Raw genomic sequence first — 21,071 nt, forward strand, 5'->3', positions numbered from 1 at the left:
GACTATGAAGAGGTTATTGTGCATTGTAGGATCAATGAATGCAGGTGGAGCAGAAACTTTTCTGATGAAAATATATAGACAATTAGATAAATCACAATATCAGATGGACTTTGCAGTAGCAGTAAAAGAAAAAGGATACTATGATGATGAAATCAGGTCTCTAGGAGGGAAAATTTTTCATATAACACCTAAAAGTGAAGGTGCATATAAAAATTTTGAGAGCATAAAAAAAATTGTCAAGAAGAATCAATATAGATTTGTTTTAAGAACATCACAACATTCGTTATCTGCACTAGAATTACTGGCAGCTAAACTAGGTGGTGCAACAGTAAGAGTTTTTAGGTCTAGTAATTCTAATACGACAAACGGGTCAAAAACGCAAATGATTTTGCATAAAGTTTGTATGTTTATGCCAAAAGTTTTTGCTAATGTAAGAATTGCACCATCATCTGAAGCTGCAGAGTTTATGTTTGGCAAAAAATCTATAATAAAACGAAAGGCTAAAATCCTTCAAAATGGAATAGATTTAAATTATTTCAAATACGATGTAGTTGGTCGAAAGACAATCCGCAATGAATTTCACATTGAAAACCAATTTGTTGTTGGTCATATTGGACGTTTTAATCAACAAAAGAATCATCAATTCTTACTAGATGTTTTCAAAGAGATTAAATCGCAGAGAAGTGATGCTATCTTGCTTCTGGTTGGTAAAGGTGAATTAGAAGAAGAAATCAAGCAAAAAATAGTGAAGCTCCAAATTGAGGATAGCGTCATATTTACTGGTGTGCGTTCAGATATACCACAAATATTGTCAGCTATGGATGTGTTTGTTTTTCCATCACTCTATGAAGGAATGCCGAATACAATAATCGAAGCTCAAGCAACAGGATTGCCATGTGTGATTTCAAATACAATTACTAAGGAAGCGGACATTACAGGATTGGTGGAATTTTTTCCATTAGATCAATCGCCAAGAGAATGGAGTAAAGTGGCAATTGCTGTTTCTGAGAATCCGCGAATGGATATGCATGAACAAATAAAAGCAAAAGGGTATGATATCGAACGTGTCGTCAGAATCTTTATAGAACTGATATTTCAGGTGGCTAATGGATAAAAGTGAAGTAATATTAATTAATGACAATGTATTTGATAACGAAAATAATTCTATATTTGATAAATTAATTTGGATATCTACAGTTATCTTAATTAGTTCATTTGTAATATTGGATACCAATCAATGGATTAGTATGATTCTATTGGGGACAACCGGATTAATCTTCGCTCTTATTTTGATCAAACAAAACGGAGTGTTCATTCTCAAAATCGAGTCATACCAAAAATATGTATTTGCTTTTGCACTTTTTTGTATATTGTCTTCAATATGGGCGTGGAATGGCAGTTTGGCACTTAGTAAAGGTATTACAATAATTGAAATACTCATTTGTATGAGTGTATTGTACATATATTATAGGCCGCTTAATAGTGTATGGCCACTAATTAATGCTGTTAAATGGGCGGGGTATATTACGACCACATATGCATTTGCTTTTTATGGATTGTCAACAATCATGTCTGTTCTCTCATCAGGGGTACGATTAGATAGTGATTTTGCTAATATTAACGGCATTGCGATGTTCTCAGTGATGGCAGTACTCATTACTATTTTTCAAGTGCTATATAATCGTTTTTCATTTTCATTAATATTAGTAATCCCAAGTATAATACTTGTTGCAGCATCCGGTTCAAGAAAAGCATTAGTAATGACAATTATCGGTATTTTATTAATCGCTTTACAAAGATATTCATCAAAATACTTTTGGAAACAAATATTAAAGTGGATTGTGATTTGTACATTAATAGTATTTGTGGTATTTCTTTTTTCAAAGTTATCAATATTTTCTGGTATTAATGAGCGTATGGAGGGACTTTTTGCGTTAATAACAGGCAGAGGAATTGTTGATAGTTCTGCAATGAAGCGAAATGAGTATATAAATATTGGGTTTCAACAGTTTTTAAAGACACCGTTACTAGGAATTGGGATAGGGAATAGCGGATTACTACTATTGAAAGAAGTTGGATATGCGACATATATTCATAATAATTATGCTGAACTATTAGCAACAGGCGGGATAATCGGTACCTTATTCTTTTATGTAATATATGGGTATAATCTTAAGTATTTATGGAAATATAGAATGCAAAATGATCCAATGAGAGTGATTTGTTTAGTATTGATTATTGTATTATTGGTACTAGAATGGGGAATGGTTAGTTACTACTCAAAATTAACATACTTGTATTTTATGATCTTCTTTATTGAAGTTGAAAAACTAAAGGAGCAAGGAAATGCAATGGAAAAAAATGCTTAAAGCCGGAGCAAAGTATATTAGTAATAGCGATTATCGGTTTTTAATAAATGCGGGTTTTGGAAAATGTGATTCGATGAATGATGAAGATTATCTCAAAAAGAAATATAGCATAATAATGGGAAAAGAATTGAATTTGGACAATCCTCAAACATTTAATGAAAAACTCCAGTGGCTTAAACTGTACGACCGAAAACCGGAATACACCATGATGGTAGACAAAATTGAAGTACGAAAGTACATTGCTGAAACCATTGGTGAGGAATACTTAATCCCTTGTCTTGAAACTTGGGATCGGGCAAAAGATATCAACTTTGACGATTTACCCAACCAATTTGTTCTAAAATGCAATCATAACTCAGGAACAGGAATGTGTATCTGTAAAGATAAAACAAAAATTGATTTTAAGAAGGTACAAAACGGGTTAGATAAGGGGTTAAGAGAAAATTTTTACTTACATGCCCGAGAGTGGCCATATAAAAATGTAAAGCGACGAATCATTGCAGAGCAATTTATGGGGAATAATCTTATAGACTATAAGTTTTATTGTTTTAACGGAGAGCCAAAGTTTTTGTATGTGGCATTAGCAAATATTACGGATGGCAAAAAGGATGATTTGTTGTCTTTTTATACTTTAGATTGGAAGCCGGCTCCTTTTTATCGTAAAGATCATAAACCATTTCCATATAAAATCAATAAGCCGGATAGTTTAGATGAAATGCTTAATATTGCAAGAATATTGTCAGAAGACATTCCGTTTGTTCGTGTTGATTTATATGAAGTTGAGGGTAAAATATTTTTTTCAGAATTAACTTTTTCTCCGGGTGGAGGATTTGGTCAATTTTATCCCCAAATATGGGAGGAAAAGATTGGCGGTTGGTTGGAATTGCCAGGAAGGAAAGAATAATGAATTTGCTAATCGCAGGAGATACCGTCCCTGTTGGTGACAATATATCTTTATTTAAAAAAGGTGATATAGAAACGCTATTAGGTGAAGCATTATATGAAAAATGGATTGAAGCTGATTATCGTGTTTTTAATTTAGAAACGCCACTATACGATGGGAATACGCCGATATCTAAATGCGGTCCAAATCTAAAGGCACCTACAGATACAATTCAGGGTTTAGCTAAGTTGAAACCAACGTTGGTTTCATTGTCTAATAATCATATTCTTGATCATGGTAGTGAAGGGGTGTACTCAACGCTAGATCAATTTAAAAAACATGAAATTCAAGTTATTGGTGTTGGAGATAATCTGAAAGAAGCTCATAAACCTGAGATTATCAATATTAATGGGCAGAAAATAGGTTTTTATTCTTGTGCGGAGCATGAATTTACCATTGCTACAGAAACAAGTCCAGGTGCAAATCCTTTTGACCCATTAGAGAGTTTAGATCATATTAGGGATTTGAGTCAACAGGTTAATTATACAATTATACTATTGCATGGAGGAAAAGAACATTACCGATATCCGAGTCCATATCTACAAAAAGTTTGCCGAAAAATGGTGGAAAAGGGCGCCGATTTGGTAGTGTGTCAGCATAGTCATTGTATCGGATGCGAAGAAAATTATAAAAATTCTAAAATTGTTTATGGTCAAGGAAACTTTATTTTTGATTATTCTGATAGTGATTTCTGGCAAACGTGTTTGTTGATTAATCTGGATTTAGATTCCTTTGAGATTTCCTATATTCCGATTGAAAAGCAGTATGAAGTAATTCCAGAAAGTACGGATATTGCGATAATGAACGATTTCTTGAAACGCAGTCAGGAAATATAAAAGGCTTTATAGAAAAAGAATATAGCGCATTTTCCCGAGAAAGCATTTGGTAATTATGCTTGTGTATTTAGTGAAATGGGAAATGGTTGGGACGCTTTGATCGACACTTTTTCATAATTTCTTTGTAAAAAGACGAATGAGGCAAATGAGGGTAAATGTGTTGAGAAATTATATTGAATGTGAAGCATATCAAGAGCTATTTCTTTATTCAATGCCAAATTATATAAAAAAGGAGAGTGAATGAATGAATCCTTTTTTTTCAGTTATTGTTCCTGTATATAATTCTAGTGAGTATTTATGCGAATGTCTAGACTCCACTCTGCGACAATCCTTCGGTGATTTTGAATTAATTGTTATTAATGATGGATCAACAGATAATTCATACCAGATTATCAAGGAATATGAGAATATTGACAGACGTATTCGGAGCTATGAACATTGCAACTCGGGCCAATTATTTACACGCATGAAGGGTGTTGAGAAATCAAATGGAAAGTATTGTATCTTTGTTGATTCAGATGACACAATAGATAAAGATATGCTTTATGAGCTTCACACCTATCTCAAAGAAGAGAAATATGATGTCCTATTCTATGATTGGAAAAAAACAAATATGAACAATTCTTCTGTTTTGTTCGAAACAGCTACAGTATTTACAATTTTATCAAAAGAAACAGTTGAAAAAAAAGTTATTACATCATCGGCCATTAATTCAATGTGTCTTAAAGTAGTCAGAACTACAATAGCAAAAAAGAATAATGAATATGATAAATACAAAGCAATTCGTTATGCAGAAGATTTTGTTCAAACATTAGACTTAATTGATAAATCAGATTCTTTTGCATATTTAAATAAGACACTATATTTTTATCGTATTCATTGTGATAGTATAACGCATCAAAAACTATACTCTGAATTTTCGTTATATCCGAGAGTTTTAGAATTTGGATATATGCAAAAATGGGGCATTAATACGAAAAGTGATATAGCTTGTGCAAATTCTTTTTTAATTAATTGTGCGTTTGATAATTTGATTTCTTTTTTACCAGAGTCAGAGGATGAGAAAAAGTTGTATCTTAAAGGCGTTAATGTAATACAAAAAGAATTAGATGAATATGGAATACTAACAAATTATAATCCTAAAAAAGTTAATTTCTTTAAAATATGTATTGTAAAATGGGTATATCAATATCATTGGCGAATCGAAAGGGTTTTACTGCTTTTATATAAAATCATTCGTAGGTTTAAAAGTATTACAGGTAGGTAGGAGTAGTATATTGAATCTATTAGAATGAGTTAGATATTTGCTGAATAAGCAGTGAGCGTGGACATATTCCAAGAATCGGGTTGGATGGGCTTTAAATGGGACGTAGTGGTCGAAACATACAATATAATTTGATGATGGAGTAAAAATGATTAGCATAATAATCCCAATATATAACGTGGAAGCATATCTTCCACGTTGCATTAAATCAGTTATTAACCAAACCTATAGAGATTTAGAGATCCTTTTAATTGATGATGGTTCACCAGACAAATGCCCACAAATCTGTGATATCTACGCCCAAAAAGACGACCGTATCAGAGTTATCCATAAAGTGAACGGCGGCTTATCTGATGCAAGAAATTGTGGAATTAATCATGCAACTGGTGAGTATCTTTTTTTCCTAGACAGTGATGATTGGTTGCACCCAAACACTATAGAAGATTTGTATCAGTTATTAATTAAACAAAACGCAGATATTTCGGTTGGTAACTTCTTAAGAACAGATTCTGAAGAAATTAAGATGCAACAAGAGAATGGTGACGTCTTTACATATAATAATGTTGAAGCGATAGGACAATTATTTAATGAGCATTATGTTGAAATGGTGGTTGCTTGGGGGAAAATTTACCGCAAGAATTTGTTCGATTCAATTCGATTTCCTGTAGGTAAGCTTCATGAGGATGAATTTACAACTTACAAATTATTATACGAAGCAAAGAAAGTTGTTTTAACGGAAAGAGCATATTTGTATTATTGGCAAAGAGCAGATAGTATCATGGGACAAAAGAATATACATAACCTTGTAATGGTTATAGAGGCCTATGAAGAACGTGCCCTTTTTTTCGAAAATAAAAAATTGTATGACTATCAATATAAAACTGAACGCACCTTGTTTTGGCAATATATGGAATTGCTTGAACGTGAGCATTTTAATTTGTTGGAACATCAAAATGATATTAGACAAAAATTTCTTCAATTAAAAAAGAGATTGGATAACTGTAAATTTTCATTAAAATTTACTCTTTTTTATAGAATGTATTATTTTAATCCTCGGATTACAAGTCTAATGCTGAAAATTCACAAAGTATTTTGATGAAAGAGTAGATATGACTAGATGTACTATATCATTAATCTTAGCATATACATTGTTAAAGCTGGTACAAGATAGTTTATTTGGGGTGAGTATAATTAAGCTTGATGCTATCGAAAGTGAGGATATTTTATGGTGCAGGAGAATAGAAAAAGACAATTGAGTTTGAATATGATAACGAATATTATTGCATTTATTTTAAATCTATTCCTGAATTTCTTTATTTCTCCGTATATTATTAATCAACTTGGAAGTGAAGCATATGGGTATGTTAAACTAGCTAATGATTTTGTTAATTATGCAACTTTAATTACAATTGCACTTAATTCCATGGCTAGCCGTTTTATAACAATTGCACTGTATGAAGGTAAAAAAGAGAGAGCAAATCAGTATTATTCGTCTATTGCAATTTCAAACATTGTTCTTTCGACAATATTAATCATTCCTTCTTTTCTATGTGTGTATTTCCTTGAAGATTTAATCGAAATACCAATTTCACTTCAATTTGATGTCAAAATCACTTTTGGCGTTGTTTTCTTGAATTTTCTTATTAATTTAGTATTTACAACTCCTGGTCTTTGCTTCTTTATGAAAAATCGATTGGATATTAGTTATAGAAAAAATATCGATTCAATTATACTTCGTTTTGTGACAATTATTATTTTGTTTTTATTCTTGAAGCCTCGAATTGTATATATGGCATTAGGAACAACTATTTCAACATTATATATTGTAGTAGTTAATATACACTATAAGAAGGTCTTGCTTCCAGAAATGGAGTTTAAGGTTCAATATTTTGATTTTTCAACTTTAAAAGAAGTTCTATCTTCTGGGGTTTGGAATAGTTTAACAAAACTAAGTCAAATTTTCTCATCTGGTCTAGATTTGTTGATTACAAATCTTTATATTGATGCAGCTGCGATGGGATTATTATCCGTAGCTAAGACAATACCAAATGTTATTGTAAGTTTCTTAGGTTCTTTGGCAGGGGTTTTCTGTCCGGATTTTACGATTCTATATGCACAAGGAAAAAAAGAAGAATTAATAGAGTCCATAGAAGGTGCTATGAAAATAATGAGTATTATTTCGGCAATCCCTAATGCCATTCTTTTATCATTAGGGGTTGAGTTCTACAAACTATGGGTACCCGGAGAACCTGCTCAAGTATTACAAATCTTATCTGTACTAACAGTTGTGAATTCTTGTGTTACGGGACCTCTACAGCCAATTTACCAGATTTTCACCGTTACAAATAAGGTTAAACAAAGTTCAATCGTAATGATTCTATATGGTTTTTCAAGTATTCTCGTTACGCTTCTTTTAGTAAGGACAACAAATTTAGGCGTTTTTGCAGTAGCTGGAGTGAGCTTGATCGGGTCTCTTATAGTTGCTTTGTTTTATCATTTGCCATTTGGTGCACATTATTTAAACCTTCCATGGTGGTCTTTTTTTCCTGAAATAGGGAAAAGTGTACTCTCATTTTTTGTTACTGTAGGCATTGGCTATTTCCTCAAGCTTTTTTTATCAGTAGACTCTTGGATTGGATGGTTTGTTGCAGCAATCATCATTTTAGTTCTGGGATTAACGATTAATTTCTATTTGATACTAAGTAAAAAGGAAAGAAATAGTTGCAAAAATATGATAATTAGTAAAGTAAGAAGGAAATAGGATGAAAAAAATACTAATCATGAACGACTTACTGCAAGGCGGTGGTGTTGAAAAGGTATTGTTTGATTTAGTGAATAATATTCCAACAGATGATTACGATATTACAATATTAACGATGAATGAAGATATGCATTTTTACGACATATACAGCAGAAAAATTAAGTATATTTCGATGTTTAAGAATATAAATAGAGATATTGGGTTTCTAAAAAAGCAATTGTACCGAGTGTATCGTAAAATCAGATTAAACCAAATCAAACAAAAGATTATTAAAGAAAGATACGATATTGCTGTTGCAATCAAGGAAGGCCCATGCATGAAATTTATTTCGACATTGCCAGTAAATAGAAAAATAGCGTGGGTACATACAGATTATGAGGTTTTTCATTGGACAAAAGGGGTGTTTGGATCGAACGAAAATGAAAAAACATGTATGGAAAGATTTGATGCTGTAATCTGTGTTTCAAAAGCAGCTAAAAATAGTGTAATAAGCACAATTGGAGATCCTGAGAATTTAGTTGTATGCTATAATCCCCTCGATTGTGAGTTAATGAAAGAAATGTCTAAAAATAGTCATAAAGGCATAGACACTAGAGCGAATAAGAAGCCCTTGATAGTTACAGTGGGGAGACTAGTTAAGCAGAAAGGATATGATCGGCTGCTCCAAGCTTGTCAAGTCATAAAAGACCAATATGATTTTGAAATTTGGATTATTGGGGATGGTGATTTAAAAGATGAGTTTGTTGATTATATAGATGAAAATGAATTATCACCAATTATTAAATTGTTGGGTAAAAAAGAAAACCCTTATCCCTACATTAAGGCTGCAGATTATTTTATATGTACATCAGAGGGGGAAAGCTTTGGTTTAGCAGTACAAGAGGCTGTTATATTGGGTACTCCAGTGATATCTGTTGATTGTCCAGCCATATGTGAGTTACTACGCTCTCAGGATGGATTGATTTTTGAGAACTCTATAGAGGGGATCACAGACGGTTTAAAATACATGTGCACACACAATCCCCAGAAGGAATTTCAAATGATGGAGTATACCAATGAAGAATTCATGAATCAACGAATTGAGAAAATTATGAATGTTCTGGGAGGAGGCCAGCAATGAAAATTGGAATTATGACATTTCACATGGCGCATAACTATGGCGCAATGCTACAAGCATATGCATTACCTTTAAAATTAAAAAGCATGGGATATGATGCCGAAATTATTGATTATCGTTTGAAATATATTGATCAATGGGGGAGAGTTGATAGTTTAAGAGATTTAGTTTCTGTGAATGGTGTTATTGGAGGGGGACTAAGATATTTAAAACGTTGCTTTACTGGTGAATATAGTCCATCTAAAAAGAAGAATAAATTCAATTCATTTATGAAAAATAATATTATTCATTCAGAGAACTGCTACCGTAAAGAGGAAGAGCTTAGTGAAGTAAATTATGATGTGATTATTTTTGGAAGTGATCAAATATGGAATGAAAGATTAACAAACAATCAAGAAGAGTTGGATTTTGTATATTTGGGAAAGAATGTTTCAGAAGGTACGAAGTTAATTGCGTATGCGGCAAGCAATGGGCGGGAGTATTTTCCTGAAAGGTACAAATTAGATGTTGAAAAGTATTTAACAAGGTTTTCAGCAATTGGGGTCCGAGAGAAAGGGTTAGCACAATATATTGATAAAGAATACCAATTAGATGTAAAGAGTGTTTTTGATCCTACATTATTGATAAGCAAACAGGAATGGATTAATAGCCTTAATATTAATATCAAAAAAGGAGAACCGTATCTTTTAGTTTATACATTTGAAACTGGGGATTCGGTTTATCAGTTTGCAAGAAAGATTGCAAATTATTTTAACCTAAAACTTATCGCGATTACCTATGAAAAGAGTATCAGCTTTCCTGATTATCAGTTGCTATCAGAATGCGGACCAAAAGATTTTGTTGAGCTAATTGCAAATGCCAACTACGTATGTACTTCATCATTTCACGGTTTGGCTTTCGCGATAAATTTTGAGAAAGAATTTTTTTGTATACCACACCCGGATTTTCATGAACGTACAGATTCACTTTTAGATCAACTTGATTTATTGAATCGAAATATTACAAAAGATAAGATGTATTGCGATATTGATATGCATCCAATTGATTGGCCTTGTGTTACAAAAAAAATAGAAACACTTCGGGCAGAATCACTTGATTTTTTGAGGGACGCATTGAATGAATAGAATAAGTATAAAAGAGAAGAAAGATTGCTGTGGGTGTACCGCTTGTTACAGTAAATGCCCCCAGAATGCTATTTCTATGTGTTTGGATGAAGAAGGGTTTAGTTATCCTGAAATTGATACTTTTCGATGCATTGATTGCGGAGTATGTATAAATGTGTGTGTATTTAATAAAAGGGGTGGAAAGAATTATCCCATAAAGGTTTTTGCTGGAAAAAATAAAAATGATAGCATCCGAATGACAAGTAGTAGCGGTGGTACATTTTCTGCATTGGCACAATATGTTGATGGACAAGAAGGAATTGTATATGGCGTAGCCTTTAACAAAGAAAAACAAGCAATTCATCAAAGTGCCACAAATAAAAATGAATGGGAGCTTTTTAAAGGCTCAAAATATATACAAAGCAATTTATATGAAAATAACATTTTTCAGTCTGTGAAAAATGAATTAGAAAATGAGAAAAGTGTTTTGTTCACTGGAACACCATGTCAAATAAGTGGTTTAAGATCTTACTTGGGAAATAAGGATTTCCCAGGATTAATTCTTTGTGATATCGTATGCCATGGTGTTCCAAGTCCAATGATTTGGAGCGATTTCTTAGAATATATTGAAAAAAATGAGAAAAAAAGAATAGATGTAGTCGAGTTTCGGGATAAAAGCGTTAGCTGGCATAATTCGACGATGTCATTTTATAATAACAAAGAGAAATTTCTGAGTTATCCTCAAGCACGGGGTATTTTTGGGGGGGCCTTTTTCAACCATTTTATCTTAAGGCCATCGTGTCATCAATGTCCATATGCAAGTTTTAGTCGAGATTCAGACATTACAATTGCGGATTATTGGGGAGTAGAAAGAGTTATGCCAGAATTTGATGATGATAAAGGAGTTTCTTTGATTCTAATTAATTCGGAAAAGGGGGTCAGTTTGCTCCCAACTTTAAAAGAAAAAATGGAGTTGAAAGAAAGTACAGTACAAGATTGTCAACAACCTAATTTAATTAAAGCCTCAGAACCAAATCGCTATAGAAACATCTTTTGGCTTACATACAAGAAAAAAGGATTAATTAAAGCTTGCAAAAGAGTAGGATTGATACCACAATCATTTTTTGAACGTATTTTTAGTAAAATAGTTAGGTTATTGTCAGAATGATATGTTCCTTATTTACTCGTTTAGAAGTATAATGATGGGGATCAATATATTTGATAATTAAAAAGGAATGAAGACTGGCTCACAAAAATCCAAAGGATTTTATGGACCTCACTATATGAATAAGTGTAGTTAGAAATTTTGGGTAACTTGCGAAATACATGAAATTACTGGTGCAGTATTCCCTGAGATTAGCGTTTCAGTATTTATCACAAGGGTTCTATTGTATTAGTGAACGAATTGACCGAAAAGAAATCATTGATCATCACTAAAGTAACTAGCTAGTTTAGGGAACATGGGAAATACCTGAGAAGTTAAAGTTTAACGGATGTTTTATTGGGCAAGGGTAGTCACTAATTGGATATTTCTTTCAATGCTAGTAAAAATAAAGTCGTGTAGGCTAAGTTATAATCATTGGTGAAGTAGCATATATAAGCGTAGATGATAAAAGAACAAAGGAGTAGCATGAATCAAATGGAAAATAATACAAAAACTGTTATCATCACCGGCGCCGCCGGCTTCATCGGCAGCAACCTGGTCTTAGAACTCTTAAAGACCGCATCGCCGGTTCAAATCGTGGGGATTGACAATCTCAATGATTACTACGATGTACGGATTAAAAAGTGGCGGCTTGAGGCCATTGCAGCCTGTGCCGCGGAGTACCAAGACTCCAGCTGGACCTTCGTGAAGGGGTCCATTGCGAATCGGGCCCTGGTGGATGATCTCTTCGACACCCATCACCCGGATATCGTCGTCAATCTGGCTGCCCAGGCCGGGGTGCGGTATTCCATTACCAACCCGGATGTGTATATTGAGAGCAACCTCATTGGTTTCTATAATATCCTGGAGGCCTGTCGGCATTCCTACGATGGTGGGGCCAAGGGCGTGGAGCATCTGGTGTACGCCTCGTCTTCGTCGGTTTATGGTGCCAATAAGAAGGTGCCCTATTCCACGGAGGACAAGGTGGATAATCCCATCTCTTTGTATGCGGCGACGAAGAAGTCCAATGAGCTCATGGCCCATGCCTATAGCAAGCTTTACAATATCCCCTCCACAGGGCTGCGGTTCTTCACCGTCTATGGCCCGGCGGGGCGTCCGGACATGGCCTACTTCGGGTTCACCAATAAGCTCCTTGCCGGGGAGACCATCGAGATCTTCAATTATGGGAATTGCAAGCGGGATTTCACCTTTGTGGATGATATCGTGGAAGGGGTGAAGCGGGTGATGCAGTCCCCGCCGGCCAAGGAAACCGGGGAGGATGGATTGCCCATCCCGCCCTATGCCGTCTACAATATCGGGAATAATCAACCCGTGAATCTTCTGGATTTCGTGGATATCCTTCAACAGGAGCTCATCCGGGCAGAGGTATTGCCAGCGGATTATGATTTTGAGGGGCACAAGAAGCTCGTGGCCATGCAGCCCGGAGATGTCCCCATCACCTATGCGGATACCAGTGCCCTGGAGCGGGATTTTGGGTTTAAACCCAGTACGTCTCTGCGGGAGGGGCTGCGGGCCTTTGCTCAGTGGTACAAAGAGTTTTATAAAATTTAAAAATGGACCAGGAAATCGTGGTGTGGATTTCCTGGTCCATTAGTTTTAGTCCCGCTGGAATAAATCCCGGGTGTAGACCTTGTCCTGGACATCGTCCAGCATGGTGTCGTAGCGGTTGGCGATGATACTGTGGCTCTGGGTCTTGAAGGCTGCGAGGTCGTTGACGATCTTGCTGCCGAAGAAGGTGGAGCCATCGGGGAGGGTGGGTTCGTAGATGATGACGGTGGCGCCCTTGGCCTTGATGCGTTTCATGACGCCCTGGATGCTGCTCTGGCGGAAGTTGTCGGAGTTTGACTTCATGGTGAGGCGGTAGACGCCGACGACGACTTCTTTTTCCATGGTGGTGGACCATTCGCTATTGTCACTGTAGGCACCGGCGATTTCCAGGACGCGATTGGCGATGAAGTCCTTGCGGGTGCGGTTGCTCTCGACGATGGCGCTCATCATGTTTTGGGGGACGTCGTCGTAGTTGGCCAGGAGCTGCTTGGTGTCCTTGGGGAGGCAGTAGCCGCCGTAGCCGAAGGAGGGGTTGTTGTAGTGGCTGCCGATGCGGGGGTCCAGGCAGACGCCGTCGATGATGTTCTGGGTGTTCAGGTCCTTCATTTCGGCGTAGGTGTCCAGCTCGTTAAAGTAGGATACCCGAAGGGCGAGGTAGGTGTTGGCGAAGAGCTTGACGGCCTCGGCTTCGGTAAAGCCCATGAAGAGGGTGTCAATCTCTTCCTTGATGGCACCACCCTGGAGGAGGGCGGCGAAGGTGTGAGCGGCTTCGTCCAGGTGTGCATTCTTCGGATCGGTGGAGACGATGATGCGGCTGGGGTAGAGATTATCGTACAGGGCCTTGGATTCCCGGAGGAATTCGGGGCTGAAGAGGATGTTCTCACTGTGGTACTTCTCCCGGATGGCCTGGGTGTAGCCCACGGGGATGGTGGATTTAATGACCATGATGGCCTGGGGATTGACCTTGAGCACCAGTTCGATGACGGCTTCCACGGCGGAGGTGTCGAAGTAGTTCTTATGGCTGTCGTAGTTGGTGGGGGCGGCGATGACAACGAAATCGGCATCCTTGTAGGCGGCTTCGCCGTCCAGGGTAGCGGTGAGGTCGAGGTCCTTTTCTGCTAGGTATTTTTCGATATACTCGTCCTGTATGGGCGATTTTTTTTGATTGATGAGTCCAACCTTTTCGGGGACGATGTCCACGGCGGTGACGTGGTTGTGCTGGGACAAAAGTATGGCGATGGAGAGGCCCACGTAGCCGGTGCCGGCCACGGCGATCTTGTGAGGTGTGGGGGCTGAGGCGGGGGCGTTGGCTTTCACGCTGATAAAGAGGCTGGCGGGATCAAAATCCAGGGCTTCGCCCAGGCGTTCGAGTTGGGGGATGGAGGGCATGAAGTCCTGTTGTTCAATCCGGGAGATGAGCGCCCGGTTGATCCCTGTGGCGTCTGCCAGGTCCTTTTGGGTGAGTCCCTGTGCCTTGCGGGTCTGGGTGAGGGTGGTCGCAAGTAATGCTTCTGAGAATTCTTTCATTGGTTCTTTTCCTCCTAAATGTTAATTAAAATAACAATGTGATGCGTTGATACGGGTGTTATTATAACGTTTTTGGCAAATATTTGCAATGGGGTTTGGAGTGGATTTGGGAACTTGTGGGAGAATGGGAAAATATGTTAATTTGAGTAACATAATAGGGACTGGGGAGAGTATGTATATTCCGGCCACAGAGTCCCACTTGCACGGCCAGTCTCACGGAGGATGTGATCCATTCCGCCAGGGGTGCACAAATCGACCGGGCAATGCAGGGCATCCTCGGCTTGTCGATTTGGGCGTTATTCCGGACATTGCTTTTTGCCGCGAGAACATACACTTTATTTTGGTCTATAATAGCGAAAAACAAAAGACAATGGCACAATCTGAAAGCAGGGAAAGAATCAGCGCATCCCTTTATCAACGGGCTCAGTCTGAAATGTGTTTATTTAAAGTAAATTCTCTTGAGGGATTTATTTTGAAAAAAGCATATACTTATGCGAAAACATACTTTGAGAAAAATTGTGATGAAATATTGGGTTGCGAAGGTTGTGCACTATCATAGCAGTATTTTGGGTTGTACTGGAGTCGTAGCGGTGGGCAATGATGCTACCGCTTCTTTTTTTGAATTCTTCCAAATTGATGACATGCTATCCTTAAGCTTTAGATGATACCATATTTCTTCAAACACAAGACGAAAGGCGAGAATAGGAATGATGGAAAGAACACAGCACATGGAATATGCGCAAAAGGGGTTGGACACGCCAGAGGTTGAGCGGCTAAAGGCAGAGGGGAAGACGAATGTCCAGCCGGAATCGAAGACAAAATCAGTGTCTCAGATTATTCGGGATAATACCTGCACCCTTTTTAACCTATTGAACGTGATTCTGGCGATAATGGTCATTAGTGTGGGGTCTTACAAAAATGCCCTTTTCATCAATATAATTGTAATGAATACCGTGATCGGTATTGTCCAGGAAATTCGTGCCAAAAGAACGGTCGATAAAATCTCCCTGTTATCGGAGCCTAAGGCCCATGTAATCCGGTGTGGTCATCTTGACACCATTGCGTTGGAGGAAATCGTCCTGGGTGATTTGGTGGAGCTTAAGGCAGGGAACCAGATTCCGGCGGATGCTATTCTGGTGAGCGGTGAAATGGAAGTGGATGAGTCATTGCTGACGGGTGAGGCGGATGCCATTATGAAGAAATCCGGGGATACCGTGCTTTCTGGCAGCTTTGTGGTGTCGGGTACGGCCCGGGTCCAGGTAATTCGGGTGGGGAAGGATAACTATGCCACCAAATTGGCGGAGGATGTCCGAACCCTGCGCAAGCCCAATTCCGATATTATGCGGGCATTGAAGCGGATTACTCAATTTGTGGGGATTATCATTGTTCCGGTGGGAATTGCTTTGCTCTTTCTGTCCTTACAGGTCCAGGGCCTGGACATTCAACAGTCGGTGACGACGACGGTGGCGGCGCTGGTGGGGATGATTCCCGAGGGATTGGTGCTTCTGACCAGTATTGCGTTGGCGGTGGGGGTTATCCGATTGAGTCGGTACCGCACCCTGGTCCAGGAGCTGTATTGCATTGAGACCCTTGCCCGGGTGGATGTACTCTGCCTGGATAAAACCGGGACCATTACTGAAGGTTCTATGGAATTAAAGACCATGGATGTTTTGGGGGACAGTCAGGAGACCTCCCGGGCCTTAAAGGCTCTCATCGCCAATTTATCAGATGATAATCCGACCTTTGTGGCCCTTCAAAAGAGCTTGAAGGGGAAGGCTCCGGATTGGAAAGCGACCCAGATCGTCCCCTTTTCCTCCGCTCGAAAATACAGTGGGGTATCCTTTGAAGACCACGGTTCCTATGTTATGGGGGCGCCGGAATTTGTTCTAAAAGAACGATATGCCGAGGTGAAAGAGCGGGTGGAAGCCCAGGCGGCACTCGGCTATCGGGTGTTGGTGCTCTGTCATTCTGATTTGGCCTTTAATGGGGATGCTGGTCTGCCGGAGGGGCTGACGGTGATGGCCCTATTAGTGATTGGGGATAAAATCCGGCCGGAAGCCCGGGAGACCCTGGAGTATTTTGCCGATCAGGGTGTGGAAATTAAGGTGATTTCCGGGGATAATCCAGTGACGGTGTCAGAGGTAGCCCATCGTGCTGGACTTAACGGATACGCGCATTTTGTGGATGCATCGACGCTTTCGGATGAGGCGGCGGTGGCCAAGGCCGCCACGGAATATACGGTATTTGGACGGGTAAGCCCGGAGCAAAAGAAGGTTTTAGTGGATGCCTTGAAGGCAGAGGGACACACGGTTGCCATGACTGGGGATGGAGTGAACGATGTTTTGGCCCTTCGGGATGCGGATTGCAGCATTGCCATGGCCAGTGGCAGCGATGCGACGAAGCAGGTTGCCCAGCTGGTGCTTTTAGATTCTAATTTTGCCAGCCTGACCCAGGTATTGGCTGAGGGGCGGCGTGTCATTAATAATATTACCCGGGCATCCTCTTTATTTCTGGTGAAAACGGGTTTTTCACTGATTTTGGCTCTGTTGGTTATTTTATCCAATGATTTATACCCCTTTGTCCCCATTCAGCTGACCTTGATTAGTACGGTGACCATCGGGATTCCATCCTTTTTTCTGGCTCTAGAGCCCAACCACGCCATTGTTTCCGGGGGATTTTTGCAAAATGTGCTGCGAAAGGCGCTGCCGGGGGCATTGACGGATGCCTTGACCATTGGGGTGGTGGTTTGGATTGGGGGACTCATGCATTTCTCCAGTGCCCAGATTTCATCCATTGCGACGATTTTATGTGGGACCGTTGGGCTTGTCATTTTATACGCCGTATGCCAGCCTCTGGACAAAAAACGGATTGTTCTTTTTCTGGGAATGGTGTTCCTATTTGTTTTAGCACTGTGTTTCTTCCCATGGTTTTTCTCCATTATGCCGGTGCCGGAGATGTCGTTGCCAATGCTCCTTGTTTTAGTACCACTGATGCTTCTGACTTATCCCGTTATGCTTTTAATGCGTCTGTTTGTGGGATGGCTGGACCAATGGTATGGAAAAAATAAAAAAAATCGGAAAATATTCCAAAGAAACGATAAAAGCGCTTGACGGGGAAGGGAATATTTGTTATTATTATCGAGTCGCTAAGAGCGGCTGTCGAGGTGTAGCGCAGTTTGGTAGCGCACCTGGTTTGGGACCAGGGGGCCGAAGGTTCGAATCCTTTCACCTCGACCATTTTTTAATTTAGGGGGGGCCTTTAGCTCAGTTGGTTAGAGCGGCCGGCTCATAACCGGTAGGTCCTGGGTTCAAGTCCCTGAAGGCCCACCATTTTGCTTTTGCCCAGATAGCTCAGTCGGTAGAGCAGGGGACTGAAAATCCCCGTGTCGGTGGTTCGATTCCGCCTCTGGGCACCATTTTCAGATAAAATATTGAGAGAAAAAGCCAGACTGATAAGTGATCAGTCTGGCTTTTGGGGTTTTTTGAAAAATTAGGGAGTAACCTGCTTGCACAACGCCTCCACCGTCTCACCCAACACCGGATGCCGTACCCAGGGAGCAATTTGGGCCAGGGGAATCAGCACGAAATCCCGGCGGTGCATTTCAATATGAGGAATATGGAGGGTCGGGGTATCCAGGACTAAATCGTCGTAAAGGAGGATATCCAGGTCCAGTGTGCGGGGGCCCCAGCGGATTATCCGCTCACGATGGGCGTTGGCCTCTATGCCCTGGAGGACATCCAGGAGCTCCTCGGGGGGGAGGAGAGTGTGCAGGGCCAGGGCACCATTTAAAAAGTCATCCTGATTGAGGACGCCGTAGGGTGGGGTCACCAGGTAATCCGAGATGGCCGTGACGCTGGAATCCTCCCGGGAATTCAGGGTCTTTACGGCGGTGTCCAGATGATCTTTTTTATCACCCATATTGGAGCCCAGGGCGATGTAGGCGGTATGCCAACCCCGGCTGATTTCCACGGATGCGGTCTCTAAGGGGAGGCCGATGGGGGCCCAGGGCTTTTCAATGAGGATATCGATTTTGGCAATTTTAGGGAATTGAAGGAGCAGCCCTTGGGCCAACTTCTCAGCTAGGGTTTCAAGGAGCTTAAAGACATTGTCTTCGGTGAGGGCCTTGATGAACTGGCAGACTTCTCCGTAATTAATGGATTGGGCCAAATCGTCGGTGCAGCCGGCCTGTCGCGTGTTGACGTGCAGCGTTGCGGAAATGACGAATTTTTGGCCGAGAACATTTTCTTCAGGGAAAACGCCATGCTTGGCAAAAACCTCTAATTTCTTAATCCGTATTTTATCCATAAATGCCTCCTTTTACCGGGCCAGAATGGCCTGGGTCATTTGAATGATCCGTTTGTTTTCCAGCACATCATGGACCCGGACGAAGGCACAGCCCCTCAGCAACCCGATGACGGTGGTGGCCAGGGTTCCCTCTACCCGTTCATCGGATGGGAGGTGCAGGGTATTGCCAATGACGGACTTTCTGGAGGTGCCTAAAAGAATGGGAAGACCCAGGACCTTGAGGGCATCCAGATGGTTGATGGCAGCAAGGTTTTGATCCTGGGTTTTTCCAAAGCCAACACCAGGATCCACCATGATATTGGTCTTAGGAATACCAGCGGCCTGGGCCAGGGTAACGGATTCTAAAAGATCCGTTACCATATCCTTAAGGAAGTCGTTGTATTCCGCTTTATGACGATTGTGCATGAGGCAGCAGGCGGCGCCATGGGCGAAGGTAATTTTGGCAATGGTGGGATCGGCTTTAAATCCCCAAATATCATTGACCAGGTCGGCACCGGCCTGGAGGGCGGCTTCCGCCACAGGGCCTTTGTAGGTGTCGATGGAGATGGGGATATCGAATCGGGATTTAACTGCGGTGATGATGGGGGTGATTCGATCGATTTCTTCAGAATCAGAAATTTTCTGATGGCCTGGCCGGGTGGACTCACCGCCGATATCGATGATGTCTGCCCCCTGATGGATCATTTCTGCGGTGTGAACAAGGGCAGCATCCAGGCTGTTAAACTGGCCGCCATCGGAAAAGGAATCCGGGGTGACATTCAGGATACCCATAATGTAGGTGTGGTTTTCTGTGTCAAATTTTCGGTTACCAATAATCATTATCTGCCTCCTATAAGGTCAAGGTGAGGTTTTTTTTGCTGTCTGGCCAGTGACAGTCCTTTATAGCCGGGCAGGCAAAGCAGCAGCGAGAGGTTTTATCTGCCCGATAGAGATATTTAGATAAGGGGGTATCCGTACCGTCGGCGTCCCGGTGATGGCGGATTGCCCCTTGAATTGCGGCGATTTCGGGGGAAGAAAAGCGACAATCCTTTAGAATAAGGCCGGCGAGCTTCGCGCTGGCTTCATGGTGGGGTGTCCCCTGGGTAAGCTCCTCGTAGCGGCCGATATCGTGGAGAAGGGCGGTGGCGTAAAGGTGTTCCTTCGACAGGCCGGTGCCCTCCTCTAAATTATAAATCACCATTAATCGCGCAACATCTAAAAAATGCTCCAGGGTATGTCGGCAAAAAATACGCTCGGCTTCTGCGGTCTGTAAAAGGCGGTATTGCTCTCTGTACAGGGGGTGGCAGCGGACTTTTTCGATCCGGTTCATCGTCATTATCCCCGGACCATTTGCAGAAAGGTTTGCTGAAGGGAGTAGTCCTCGGCAAAAACACCCCGGACCATGGTGGTGACGGTTTGGGCGCCGGGCTTTTGGACGCCTCGCATGGTCATACACAGATGCTCGGCTTCCAGCACAACCATGACACCCTTGGGGTGCAGGTGGGTTTCCAGTGCCTCTGCAATCTGGGCTGTCATGTTTTCCTGGATTTGAGGCCGCCTGGCAAAAACCTCGACGGTTCGGGCCAGCTTACTCAGACCGGCAACCTTGCCGTCTGGGATATAGGCCACGTGGGCTTTGCCGTAAAAGGGGAGAAGGTGGTGTTCGCAAACAGAGTAAAAGGTAATATCCTTTTCGATAACCATGTTGTTATTGGTTGCCTGAAATTGGGTGCTCAAGTGGACTGCCGGGTCCTCGGTGAGTCCGCCGTAAATTTGTTCGCACATCCGGGCAATGCGGTCTGGGGTCTGAAGCAGACCTTCCCGGTTGATGTCCTCGCCGATGCCTTCCAGCATGAGCCGGACACCTTCTTTAATTTTCACAGAATCCATCATTTCTTATACCTCCTTAAATTTCGGAATGTCAGGTACAAAAAAACATCCCGTTGTATAAGTCTTTGAATAAATAATAATTCATTTCCCTTTACAATCGAGATGGTTATCATCTGTGTGTAGCAATGGGTGCGGATTTCGTATCGTAAGACATACTTTTCGTTTCGACGGCAACTCCCCATCCGTTGAACACTTGACGCACGAAATCCTATTTTGCATATTATTTATTTGGAAACAGTATAGCACGATTGGGCAGATCAATCC

General features: G+C 40.7%; 18 protein-coding genes, 3 tRNA genes and 1 riboswitch. Of the genes, 16 read left to right on the forward strand and 5 right to left on the reverse strand.

The genetic code is table 11. The features are described from left to right. Positions 1-4: 4 nt before the first annotated feature. The 11 genes from BLW33_RS02745 (at position 5) to BLW33_RS02795 (ending at position 13,109) form a co-directional block, all read left to right on the forward strand. Positions 5-1,114 (forward strand): glycosyltransferase family 1 protein, encoded by a 1,110-nt coding sequence (locus tag BLW33_RS02745; RefSeq protein WP_090304814.1) that lies wholly within the window; start codon positions 5-7, stop codon positions 1,112-1,114. Then, positions 1,107-2,369: an O-antigen ligase family protein gene (locus BLW33_RS02750; protein WP_090304816.1), complete on the forward strand. Its 1,263-nt coding sequence runs from the start codon at positions 1,107-1,109 to the stop codon at positions 2,367-2,369. The genes BLW33_RS02745 and BLW33_RS02750 overlap by 8 nt, the downstream gene beginning before the upstream one ends. Beyond that, on the forward strand, positions 2,347-3,273 hold the full coding sequence (locus BLW33_RS02755) for an ATP-grasp fold amidoligase family protein (RefSeq protein WP_090304818.1): 927 nt from the start codon (positions 2,347-2,349) through the stop codon (positions 3,271-3,273). The genes BLW33_RS02750 and BLW33_RS02755 overlap by 23 nt, the downstream gene beginning before the upstream one ends. Further along, complete coding sequence (locus BLW33_RS02760; RefSeq protein WP_242911576.1) at positions 3,273-4,148, forward strand: CapA family protein; 876 nt, start codon at positions 3,273-3,275, stop codon at positions 4,146-4,148. Before BLW33_RS02755 ends, BLW33_RS02760 begins: the two co-directional genes overlap by 1 nt. A 244-nt stretch (positions 4,149-4,392) precedes the next feature. Continuing rightward, positions 4,393-5,415: a glycosyltransferase family 2 protein gene (locus BLW33_RS02765; RefSeq protein ID WP_090304820.1), complete on the forward strand. Its 1,023-nt coding sequence runs from the start codon at positions 4,393-4,395 to the stop codon at positions 5,413-5,415. A gap of 145 nt (positions 5,416-5,560) precedes the next feature. Continuing rightward, positions 5,561-6,508, forward strand: a complete 948-nt coding sequence (locus BLW33_RS02770) for a glycosyltransferase family 2 protein (RefSeq protein WP_090304822.1) — start codon at positions 5,561-5,563, stop codon at positions 6,506-6,508. A 129-nt stretch (positions 6,509-6,637) separates the two neighbouring features. Next, entirely contained in the window at positions 6,638-8,173 is a 1,536-nt protein-coding gene (locus BLW33_RS02775; protein WP_090304824.1) for a lipopolysaccharide biosynthesis protein, read from the forward strand. 1 nt (position 8,174) lies between these two features. Next, the gene (locus tag BLW33_RS02780; protein ID WP_090304826.1) at positions 8,175-9,293 is read left to right on the forward strand and encodes a glycosyltransferase; all 1,119 of its coding nucleotides are present in this window, start codon (positions 8,175-8,177) and stop codon (positions 9,291-9,293) included. After that, on the forward strand, positions 9,290-10,414 hold the full coding sequence (locus BLW33_RS02785) for a polysaccharide pyruvyl transferase family protein (protein WP_090304828.1): 1,125 nt from the start codon (positions 9,290-9,292) through the stop codon (positions 10,412-10,414). The genes BLW33_RS02780 and BLW33_RS02785 overlap by 4 nt, the downstream gene beginning before the upstream one ends. Next, positions 10,407-11,561, forward strand: a complete 1,155-nt coding sequence (locus BLW33_RS02790; RefSeq protein WP_090304830.1) for a Coenzyme F420 hydrogenase/dehydrogenase, beta subunit C-terminal domain — start codon at positions 10,407-10,409, stop codon at positions 11,559-11,561. Before BLW33_RS02785 ends, BLW33_RS02790 begins: the two co-directional genes overlap by 8 nt. A gap of 471 nt (positions 11,562-12,032) precedes the next feature. After that, the gene (locus tag BLW33_RS02795; protein WP_423230229.1) at positions 12,033-13,109 is read left to right on the forward strand and encodes an NAD-dependent epimerase/dehydratase family protein; all 1,077 of its coding nucleotides are present in this window, start codon (positions 12,033-12,035) and stop codon (positions 13,107-13,109) included. 45 nt (positions 13,110-13,154) lie between these two features. Here the strand turns inward: BLW33_RS02795 and BLW33_RS02800 are convergent, their stop codons facing one another. Next, on the reverse strand, positions 13,155-14,633 hold the full coding sequence (locus BLW33_RS02800; protein ID WP_090304835.1) for a nucleotide sugar dehydrogenase: 1,479 nt from the start codon (positions 14,631-14,633) through the stop codon (positions 13,155-13,157). 124 nt (positions 14,634-14,757) lie between these two features. Here BLW33_RS02800 and BLW33_RS02805 point away from each other — a divergent pair, with 124 nt between their 5' ends. From BLW33_RS02805 to BLW33_RS02825, 5 genes are all read left to right on the forward strand, one after another. Next, positions 14,758-15,192 (forward strand): hypothetical protein, encoded by a 435-nt coding sequence (locus BLW33_RS02805; RefSeq protein ID WP_090304837.1) that lies wholly within the window; start codon positions 14,758-14,760, stop codon positions 15,190-15,192. A gap of 148 nt (positions 15,193-15,340) precedes the next feature. Continuing rightward, a complete protein-coding gene (locus tag BLW33_RS02810) occupies positions 15,341-17,743 on the forward strand; it encodes a cation-translocating P-type ATPase (protein ID WP_242911577.1) in 2,403 nt (800 codons plus the stop codon). Between the two features lie 49 nt (positions 17,744-17,792). Further along, positions 17,793-17,869: transfer RNA gene (locus tag BLW33_RS02815), tRNA-Pro, on the forward strand. A 16-nt stretch (positions 17,870-17,885) separates the two neighbouring features. Beyond that, positions 17,886-17,962: transfer RNA gene (locus tag BLW33_RS02820), tRNA-Ile, on the forward strand. A gap of 10 nt (positions 17,963-17,972) precedes the next feature. Continuing rightward, positions 17,973-18,048 (forward strand) — tRNA-Phe (locus BLW33_RS02825). A 74-nt stretch (positions 18,049-18,122) separates the two neighbouring features. Here the strand turns inward: BLW33_RS02825 and folK are convergent. From folK to folE, 4 genes are read right to left on the reverse strand one after another with little or no spacing between them, the layout of a single operon-like run. Then, the gene (gene folK, locus BLW33_RS02830; protein WP_090304839.1) at positions 18,123-18,938 is read right to left on the reverse strand and encodes a 2-amino-4-hydroxy-6-hydroxymethyldihydropteridine diphosphokinase; all 816 of its coding nucleotides are present in this window, start codon (positions 18,936-18,938) and stop codon (positions 18,123-18,125) included. 12 nt (positions 18,939-18,950) lie between these two features. Continuing rightward, positions 18,951-19,757 (reverse strand): dihydropteroate synthase, encoded by an 807-nt coding sequence (folP, locus tag BLW33_RS02835; protein ID WP_090304841.1) that lies wholly within the window; start codon positions 19,755-19,757, stop codon positions 18,951-18,953. 10 nt (positions 19,758-19,767) lie between these two features. Further along, the gene (locus BLW33_RS02840; RefSeq protein WP_090304843.1) at positions 19,768-20,247 is read right to left on the reverse strand and encodes an HD domain-containing protein; all 480 of its coding nucleotides are present in this window, start codon (positions 20,245-20,247) and stop codon (positions 19,768-19,770) included. Between the two features lie 5 nt (positions 20,248-20,252). After that, positions 20,253-20,810, reverse strand: coding sequence for a GTP cyclohydrolase I FolE (gene folE / locus BLW33_RS02845; protein WP_090304845.1), 558 nt, complete (start codon positions 20,808-20,810; stop codon positions 20,253-20,255). 118 nt (positions 20,811-20,928) lie between these two features. Beyond that, a riboswitch (THF riboswitch) is annotated at positions 20,929-21,025 on the reverse strand. Positions 21,026-21,071: the final 46 nt, after the last annotated feature.

Origin of the sequence: Eubacterium aggregans (genome assembly GCF_900107815.1) — a bacterium.
GTDB classification, from domain to species: Bacteria; Bacillota; Clostridia; order Eubacteriales; family Eubacteriaceae; genus Eubacterium_O; species Eubacterium_O aggregans.